Source organism: Flavobacterium sp. (genome assembly GCF_027484945.1).
GTDB lineage: Bacteria > Bacteroidota > Bacteroidia > Flavobacteriales > Flavobacteriaceae > Flavobacterium.
Map to the genome: position 1 here is coordinate 1 of NZ_JAIXRZ010000037.1, position 8684 is coordinate 8684.

Genomic DNA, 8684 nt, shown 5'->3' on the forward strand with positions numbered 1-8684 from the left:
GATACTGAAGGAGGTATTGATAACAGCTGTGATCCGCTAGTAATTACCGGTGTTTCTATTATTGATTATCCGCATTACTTCACGCCGAATGGCGATGGCATTCATGATACTTGGAATATTGTAGGATTACAAAATCAACCAACCGCTAAGATTTACATCTTTGACCGACAAGGAAAACTCTTGAAACAAATCAGTCCTAAAAGTGAAGGATGGAACGGAACCTATAACGGAGCCTTGATGCCTGCTACGGACTATTGGTTTAAAGTAGAATACCTTGAAAACAATGCTACCAAAGAATTTAAAGCGCATTTTGCTTTGAAGCGGTAATATCAAAAATAAGGGGATAACGACTATTTTAACCCTCCGAACTCAATAAAAAAAGCTTCTTAAAAAGAGGCTTTTTTTATTGTATTAAAATAGAATAAAGAAACAATTTAAAGGATGCTACCTTCTCACTGCTTTTCTACGTTCGCGCTCGGTTTTTAATAAGTTTAACTCACGACTAGTTTGACCTGCTACAGAAGTATTCTCCTCTGCGCGACGAATTAAATAAGGCATAACATCGCGAACAGGACCAAACGGCAAATATTTAGCAACATTATATCCTTCTGTAGCTAAGTTATAACTGATATTATCACTCATGCCATAGAGTTGGCCAAACCAAATACGACAATCATTTTTTTCTATCCCTTGAGAAGCCATCATCTCCATCAATTTATAAGAACTCTCCTCATTGTGAGTGCCGGCAAATATTGCCATACGGTCAATGTGCAACATCATATAATCTAAGGCCAAATTGTAGTTTTCATCGGTAGCAGCCTTTGAAAAACAAATAGGCGATTTTTGACCTAATTGATGCGCACGATCATTCTCTTTTTCCATATATGCGCCACGAACTAATTTCATACCAATGAAAAAACCTTCCTGTAAAGCGCGCGCATGGAGTTCTTTTAAATAATCCAAACGATCCCAACGATACATTTGTAGGGTATTAAACACTATCGGTTTTTCCGTATTGTAGCGACGCATCATTTCTTCAACTAAATCATCGGCGGCATCTTGCATCCAACTTTCCTCGGCATCAATTAATAACGCAACATCTTTTTCGTGAGCAGTTCTGCAAATAATATCAAACCGTTCAAAAACACGATTCCATTCGTTTTGTTCGCTTTCGGTCAAAGGATGTTTTAATCCAACTTTTTCATAAAGCGCTATACGACCCAATCCTGTTGGTTTAAAAACCGCAAAAGGGATAGCCTTTCGGGCTTGAGCAAAATCAACCGTTTTTAAAGTCATATTCAATGCGGCATCAAATTGAGCTTCTTCTTCTTTGCCTTCTACCGAATAATCTAAAACAGACGATACACCTTTGGTAAACATTTTATCGACTACCGTTAAACAATCGACTTCTGTGGTTCCTCCACAAAAATGATCAAAAACAGTAGCACGAATTAATCCCTCAACGGGCAAATGGGCCTTTATGGCAAAATTTGTAACCGCAGTTCCGATACGAACTAAGGGTTCGCTAGCTATCATTTTAAATAAAAAATAAGCCCGATCTAATTCGGTGTCTGACTTTAAACTGAACGCTACTTCGGTATTGTTAAATATCTTTTCCATGGTTTCTTTGAAAGAACACAAATGTACTAATTGTGAACTGAATTTATAGTAAAAAATGCTGTATTTTTGGAACCAAAATTGACCCTAATGCAATCGATTTACTCCAACGGTTATACCATTGAATTTAATGAACAAAGCTATAAAAAACTGAATCAACTGATTTTAAGCAATCACTATTCTTCAATTTTCATTTTGACCGATAGTCACTGTAATGATAATTGCTCCCCATTTTTGTTACCCTTACTCGAAGTATCGATTCGCATAGAAATTATTGAGATCGAACCAGGTGAAAGCTTAAAAACAATAGCGACCTGTGTGGAATTATGGACTATATTAACCGAGATGGGAGCCGATCGCAAATCTTTGATTATTAACCTTGGCGGCGGTGTTATTTCAGACATTGGAGGTTTTGTGGCTTCAACCTATAAACGCGGTATTGATTTTATTCATATCCCCACTACATTGTTAGGAATGGTTGATGCCGCAATCGGGGGGAAAAATGGTGTCGATTTGGGCTTACTTAAAAACCAAGTGGGCGTGATTAGTAATCCCAAAATGGTGCTAATTGATACCCGATATTTGGAAACCCTACCCCGTCGGGAAATGCGGGCTGGATTAGCCGAAATGCTTAAACACGGATTGATTCATGATAAAAACTATTGGGAACAATTTCTCGATTTAAGTCAACTCGATTCTACCGTGCTCGATCATTTAATCTACCGATCTATAGAAATTAAAAATACGATAGTCCTCCAAGACCCTACTGAAAATGGTATACGAAAAGCTTTAAACTTTGGTCATACGTTGGGACATGCGATCGAGAGTCATTTTTTAACTACTTCAAGTCCCCTATTACATGGTGAAGCCATTGCTGTTGGTATGATTTTAGAGGCCTATCTTTCATTTGAAAAAGGCTTGCTAAATACGACCGAATATCATCAAATTAAATATGTAATTTCTGATTTATTTGAACCAGTTCCGTTAGCTGAAAATGACATCGCGCAGTTACTCGAATACATGATTCACGACAAGAAAAATGAATATGGTAAAATACAATTTGCCTTGCTTGACGGAATTGGGAACACGTGTCTCAATCAAGAAGTTGATAATGAAATAATTAACAAAGCTTTTTTGGACTATTTGAGCTAATATTTTTTTATTTAAAATGTTGTAAATCGATTTTATTATTTTTTACATTTGCGCTAATGATAAAAAACAATTCAACGTCGCACCTTCAATCGCTTACAGGCATCGGTATCGGACTTTCCCAAGTCTTACCGGAATCGTTTTTTATTCCTAAAACAGTATTCACTATTTACAATCAAACATCCGACTCAGTAATGGATTTGTCGATTGTCTATGAAAATCTTAGAGTTTGAGAAAAGAAAACAACTACGTTTACTAAGCATTTGCATTTGTTTTTTTCACTTATCTAAACTTTAAAATGAATACGAAATATTCCGACTTAATAAACCAAACTTTTTATTTTCCACAAGAAGAGTTTAGCCTTAATAAAGACACTTTATTATTTCATAACATCGATTTAATGAATTTAGTAGAGCAGTATGGAACGCCCTTAAAGTTCACGTACTTGCCTCAAATTTCAAACAATATCAATAAAGCCAAGAGTTGGTTCCGAAAAGGAATGGAGAAAATTGACTATGATGGCAAGTACTACTACTGCTATTGCACGAAAAGCTCCCATTTTGAATTTATTATGAATGAAGCATTTAAAAACAACATTCATATTGAAACCTCGTCTGCGATTGATATTAATATAGTTGAAAACCTTTTGGCTAAAGGCAAAATCAATAAAAACACCTATGTCGTTTGCAACGGTTTCAAACGCGATGCCTATGTGACAAACATTGCTCGATTAATCAATAACGGCCACAATAAAACAATTCCTGTAATTGATAATTACGAAGAATTGGATTTGTTACAGGAACAAATAAAAGGAAAATTCAAAATCGGTATCCGAATCGCAGCAGAAGAAGAACCAAAGTTTGAGTTTTATACTTCCCGTTTAGGAATTGGATATAAAGATATCGTACCTTTTTATCGCAAGCAAATTCAAGAAAACAAGAAAGTAGAACTGAAAATGTTGCACTTTTTTATTAACACTGGAATTCGCGATACGGCCTATTATTGGAATGAGCTACTAAAATGTATGAAAGTATACATTGCTTTAAAAAAGGAATGCCCTACTCTCGATAGCTTGAACATTGGGGGTGGTTTTCCAATTAAAAATTCCTTAGCATTTGAATACGATTACCAATATATGGTCGACGAGATTTTAAATCAAATTAAAATTGCTTGTGATGATGCCGAAATCGAAGTTCCCCATATTTTTACAGAATTTGGATCTTTTACAGTAGGCGAAAGTGGCGGTGCTGTGTATCAAGTTTTGTATCAGAAAAAACAAAATGACCGCGAAAACTGGAACATGATTGATAGTTCATTCATTACAACACTACCCGATACTTGGGCTATCAATAAACGATTTGTAATGTTAGCGGTTAACCGATGGAACGATACTTATGAACGAGTGTTATTGGGAGGTATGACGTGTGATAGTGATGATTACTACAATTCAGAACAGCACATGAATGCGGTTTATCTACCTAAATACAATAAAGAAAAACCACTGTATATTGGATTTTTTAATACGGGCGCTTATCAAGAGACGATAGGTGGTTTTGGTGGTTTGCACCACTGTTTGATTCCGCAGCCGAAACATATTTTAATTGATCGCGATGAAAATGGAATCATAGCAACAGAAGTGTTTTCGGAACAACAAACATCCGATGATGTATTGAAAATTTTAGGTTATGATAAATACTAAATTTTCGTTTGTAATTTTAAAAAAATAGTTTTTCTTTGACCTAAAGCTTTAAGACAAACACAGAAAAGAGGAATAATGAGTAAAGGACCTATACGTCAGTTTATTGAACACCATTTTTTACATTTCAATGCCGCAGCTTTAGTTGATGCTGCCAAAGGATATGAGGCCCATTTGTTAGAAAATGGAAAAATGATGATTACCCTTGCCGGTGCAATGAGTACAGCCGAATTAGGAAAATCGTTAGCCGAAATGATCCGCCAAGATAAAGTACATATTATTTCGTGTACTGGGGCCAACCTAGAAGAAGATATCATGAACTTGGTGGCACACAAATCCTATAAACGAGTTCCCAACTACCGTGATTTATCACCGCAAGAAGAATGGGATTTATTAGAAAACCATTACAATCGAGTAACCGATACTTGTATTCCTGAAGAAGAAGCTTTCCGTAGATTACAATCGCATTTGTTTGATATTTGGAATAATGCCGACAAAAATGACGCGCGTTATTTTCCGCATGAATTTATGTATCAAATGATTAATTCTGGAGTTTTAGAACAATATTATGAAATTGATCCTAAAAACTCTTGGATGGTTGCTGCTGCTGAAAAGAACTTACCGATTGTCGTACCCGGTTGGGAAGATAGTACAATGGGGAATATTTTTGCTTCTTATTGTATAAAGGGCGAATTCAAACCAACTACAATGAAAAGTGGAGTTGAATATATGATGTGGTTAGCCGATTGGTATACTAAAAATTGTTCTGGTAAAGGCGTTGGTTTTTTCCAAATTGGTGGTGGAATTGCGGGTGACTTTCCAATATGTGTTGTACCGATGCTCTACCAAGACATGGAAATGCATGATGTTCCTTTTTGGAGTTATTTTTGTCAAATTTCTGACTCTACTACCAGTTATGGATCCTATTCTGGAGCAGTCCCCAATGAAAAAATCACTTGGGGTAAATTAGACATCACCACCCCAAAATTTATTGTAGAATCCGACGCTACAATTGTTGCACCCCTTATTTTTGCTTACCTATTAGATTTATAATCCTACTGTTATGAGACGAGTTATTGTTGATTACGCCAAATTGACCAGCGATATATTAAACTTGTTGGTTGAAAAATTTCCTGATGGTTATGATGATTCAGACATCATTCGATTCCAAAATGCCCAAAACGAATTGGTAGAAGCTGTCGAAGTTCGCACAGATGACACAATTTACTTGGTGAAAGTGAGTACTAAACTTGCTTCACGTATGGAAAAATTTGAAGATGAAGAGGATGACTTAGATGCTGTTATTGAACCTATTGCCCCTGTTAAAGGAGTTGATATAGATGATGAAGACTTGTCAAATGAAGAAGACGATGAGGAAGATGTTGACTTGTTAAAAGACAAAGGCGGATCAGATGAAGACGACGAGGACGACGAGGACGATGATGAACCTTCTATCAATTATGAAGATGACGAAGAAGATGAGTAAACGTAATTAGAATGTATATAAGTTAATCCCGAGTATTTACTACTTGGGATTTTTTAGTTATAGCGCTATCCTTCAAGAGTTAAACTCAAAATTTAGAATTTGAAATAAATAAAATTGGTTCACCTAAAGATACCTTTGTTGAAATACGGTTTGGTGGTGATTTTGATGTCCAATAATTATAAAGCCTAAAGCTCGAACAGAAATTGGATTATCCGATGCGATTCCAATTCGCTCTAAAGAATCGGGTGAAAAGGACTTAAAAAGATAAATTGTAGCGTGGCGTACCATCGAAAATTCAGTTAATAAATCTTGAATACTGCGGGAGTTTGCATTTGCATTAGTCACATAAAAATCCTCATCAAAACCGGGTAAAGCCGTCTGGTCATTTCGAGCAATTCGCATTGCACGATAAGCAAAAACCCGTTCAGCATCAATAATATGTTGAATAATATCCTTGATTGTCCATTTACCTTCGGCATAACGAAAATCAAATTTGTCCATAGGTATTTCACGAACAAAATGAATAAAACGGTGTAAAGCAATTTCCAATTCCTCAAGCAACGGATATTGCGGATCTATTTGGGCTAAATAAGGAGCATAAAATGTTCCATACTCGTTATTTTGAACTTGGTCTATTCGCATAATTTTTTATTAACTATATCAAAGTTTGAATTACTAGGCTCGAACAACTAGATTTCCAAATAAAAAAACCTCAAGCATAATGCCTGAGGTAATGTATTGAATTGAAAACCTAAATTAAACTTCTTTGAAAATGGTATGCATCAATCGTTTTTTATCGTTGATACTCTCTTCTAATGAAATCATTGTTTCTGTTCGGTAAACACCCTCAATATCATCAATCATAAAGATAACATCTTTAGCATGTTTGGTATCACGCGCCCGAATTTTACAAAATATATTAAACTTACCAGTAGTCACGTGGGCTACGGTAACAAATGGAATTTCATTAATTCGCTCCAAAACAAATTTAGTTTGGGAAGTGTTGTTTAGAAAAACACCAACATAAGCGATAAATGAATACCCTAATTTTTCATAATCCAATGTGAGGGAAGAACCCATAATAATTCCAGCATCTTCCATTTTTTTTACACGTACGTGGACTGTACCCGCAGAAATCAATAATTTTTTTGCGATATCTGTAAATGGAACTCGGGTGTTATCAATTAACATATCCAAAATTTGATGATCGACTTCATCTAATCGAAACTTACTCATAACTCAGGTTTTAGATTGTTTTTAAATATAATTGCAAAATAACACATTTTACATCAAAATAACGATAAATGTATTATATTTTTAAACCATTAACAAATTTTATAGAATTTTCTAAACAAAAATCCGCTTTTTGATTAATATTTGGAATATTCAAATGATCATCCGAATACTTCATCTTATGTGCATTAAAGGTAGAATGTCCTAATTTACCTTCTAATAATCCAACTTCAACAATGTATGCATTGAATTCAATTTTACCCTCAATTAACTCTTCACGGTATTGCGCTGCAAAATTCGTTATTATTTCTTTACCTTCATAATTTATTTTTATGTTTTTGTAAATAAAATCATAATATACCGGGTTATTTTGAGGAATATTTAGGTAAAGTTCGTTTTTATTGTCAACTATATCGTTTTCGTAAATATGTTTTACGCCAGAAAGTAGCGCAATAAAAATCATTTTTCGTGTATATTCCCGATAATAATCATTTGGATAGTGTCCCGCTTCAAACAATACTGTAGGCACGCCTAATCTTGTAAAGCAATCGCCAACACAATTTAAATTAAACGAATCATCAAAACGTCCAATTTGATTTGGAATGAAATTTTGGAGTTCGTTTTGCATTGCAACAATCAAATTCATCGCTTTGGTACGCACTTCATTAATACTTCGCTCCTCGTTAAAAGCAGGAGCCAAAAAAGAAACTGTAGCTGGTTTACCGGTAGTTCCTACCCCAAAAATACTCCGTTGATCGTGGAGATTGTATGCCAAATGGGGTTGAAAATCATCAAACGCCTTTCGAAGAAATTGACTTTCAGGCTGGGATAAGTCACATGCATCCCGATTTAAATCTACTTGATTGGCATTAACGCGGGAATAGGCTTCTGCCCCATCAGGATTTACCATTGGAAGAATTCGAAAGGTAAACATTTGCTGCAGAGTCACTGCCAACGGCTCACCAGATTGGAGAAAAGCAATAAAATCAAACAAGGCCTTGGTTGTTGTTCCCTCATTTCCATGCATTTGCGACCAAACCAACACTTTAAATTTACCCTTACCTACATCCAATTGATATAAGGGGTGGTTTTGCACTGAATATCCCTTTACAATTGGCACAATATTCAGTGATTGCATCACATCTTCAATTTGGGAGCGTGTGATATATCGTCCAAAGAGTTGGTTTTGTTTGTATTTTTTGTGACATTCAAAATAATCCATCGCAATAATTATTTAAGCAAAAGTAGTAAAACGCCAAAAAAAATATTCGTTTTTTGGCTGTTCATTCAAAATAGAACTAACGAAAATGGATTATAATTTCGAAAATTGTTTTTCAGGGAATCGCCCTTTAACCCCATGAAAAAAGGACAAAAATTTGGGCATATCCAAATCGATTTGACCTGAAGTATAAAAAGGAGCACCTACCCGCACTTCTTTTTTACTATAATCAAAAGCAACTGGAACAATAGGGACTTTTGCTTTGTGTGCAATAAAATAAAAGC

The 8684-nt window shown here is 35.3% G+C and carries 9 protein-coding genes and 1 pseudogene; 5 read left to right on the plus strand and 5 right to left on the minus strand.

Annotated features, from left to right (window positions below):
- A partial coding sequence (locus Q0039_RS05720; protein ID WP_297510449.1) for a T9SS type B sorting domain-containing protein occupies positions 1–327 on the plus strand: 327 nt, incomplete at its 5' end.
- A 117-nt stretch (positions 328–444) separates the two neighbouring features.
- Here Q0039_RS05720 and Q0039_RS05725 read toward each other — a convergent pair.
- Entirely contained in the window at positions 445–1620 is a 1176-nt protein-coding gene (locus Q0039_RS05725) for a proline dehydrogenase family protein (RefSeq protein WP_297510451.1), read from the minus strand.
- 87 nt (positions 1621–1707) lie between these two features.
- On the opposite strand from Q0039_RS05725, the gene aroB reads away from it, so the two are divergent.
- The 4 genes from aroB to Q0039_RS05745 all read left to right on the plus strand — a co-directional run bounded on the left by aroB (position 1708) and on the right by Q0039_RS05745 (position 5948).
- A complete protein-coding gene (gene aroB / locus Q0039_RS05730; RefSeq protein ID WP_297510454.1) occupies positions 1708–2769 on the plus strand; it encodes a 3-dehydroquinate synthase in 1062 nt (353 codons plus the stop codon).
- Between the two features lie 295 nt (positions 2770–3064).
- Positions 3065–4465, plus strand: coding sequence for an arginine decarboxylase (locus tag Q0039_RS05735; RefSeq protein ID WP_297510457.1), 1401 nt, complete (start codon positions 3065–3067; stop codon positions 4463–4465).
- Positions 4466–4540: 75 nt separating this feature from the next.
- The gene (locus Q0039_RS05740; RefSeq protein ID WP_297510460.1) at positions 4541–5515 is read left to right on the plus strand and encodes a deoxyhypusine synthase family protein; all 975 of its coding nucleotides are present in this window, start codon (positions 4541–4543) and stop codon (positions 5513–5515) included.
- 10 nt (positions 5516–5525) lie between these two features.
- Positions 5526–5948, plus strand: coding sequence for a DNA primase (locus tag Q0039_RS05745; protein ID WP_297510463.1), 423 nt, complete (start codon positions 5526–5528; stop codon positions 5946–5948).
- A 123-nt stretch (positions 5949–6071) separates the two neighbouring features.
- Here Q0039_RS05745 and Q0039_RS05750 read toward each other — a convergent pair whose 3' ends face one another.
- From Q0039_RS05750 to Q0039_RS05765, 4 genes and pseudogenes are all read right to left on the minus strand, one after another.
- Entirely contained in the window at positions 6072–6590 is a 519-nt protein-coding gene (locus Q0039_RS05750) for a DinB family protein (protein WP_297510466.1), read from the minus strand.
- 114 nt (positions 6591–6704) lie between these two features.
- Complete coding sequence (locus Q0039_RS05755; RefSeq protein ID WP_297510469.1) at positions 6705–7184, minus strand: winged helix-turn-helix transcriptional regulator; 480 nt, start codon at positions 7182–7184, stop codon at positions 6705–6707.
- A gap of 73 nt (positions 7185–7257) precedes the next feature.
- Positions 7258–8403, minus strand: coding sequence for a M14 metallopeptidase family protein (locus tag Q0039_RS05760; RefSeq protein WP_297510474.1), 1146 nt, complete (start codon positions 8401–8403; stop codon positions 7258–7260).
- 90 nt (positions 8404–8493) lie between these two features.
- Positions 8494–8684: pseudogene (locus Q0039_RS05765) on the minus strand (acyltransferase); the annotation flags it as partial.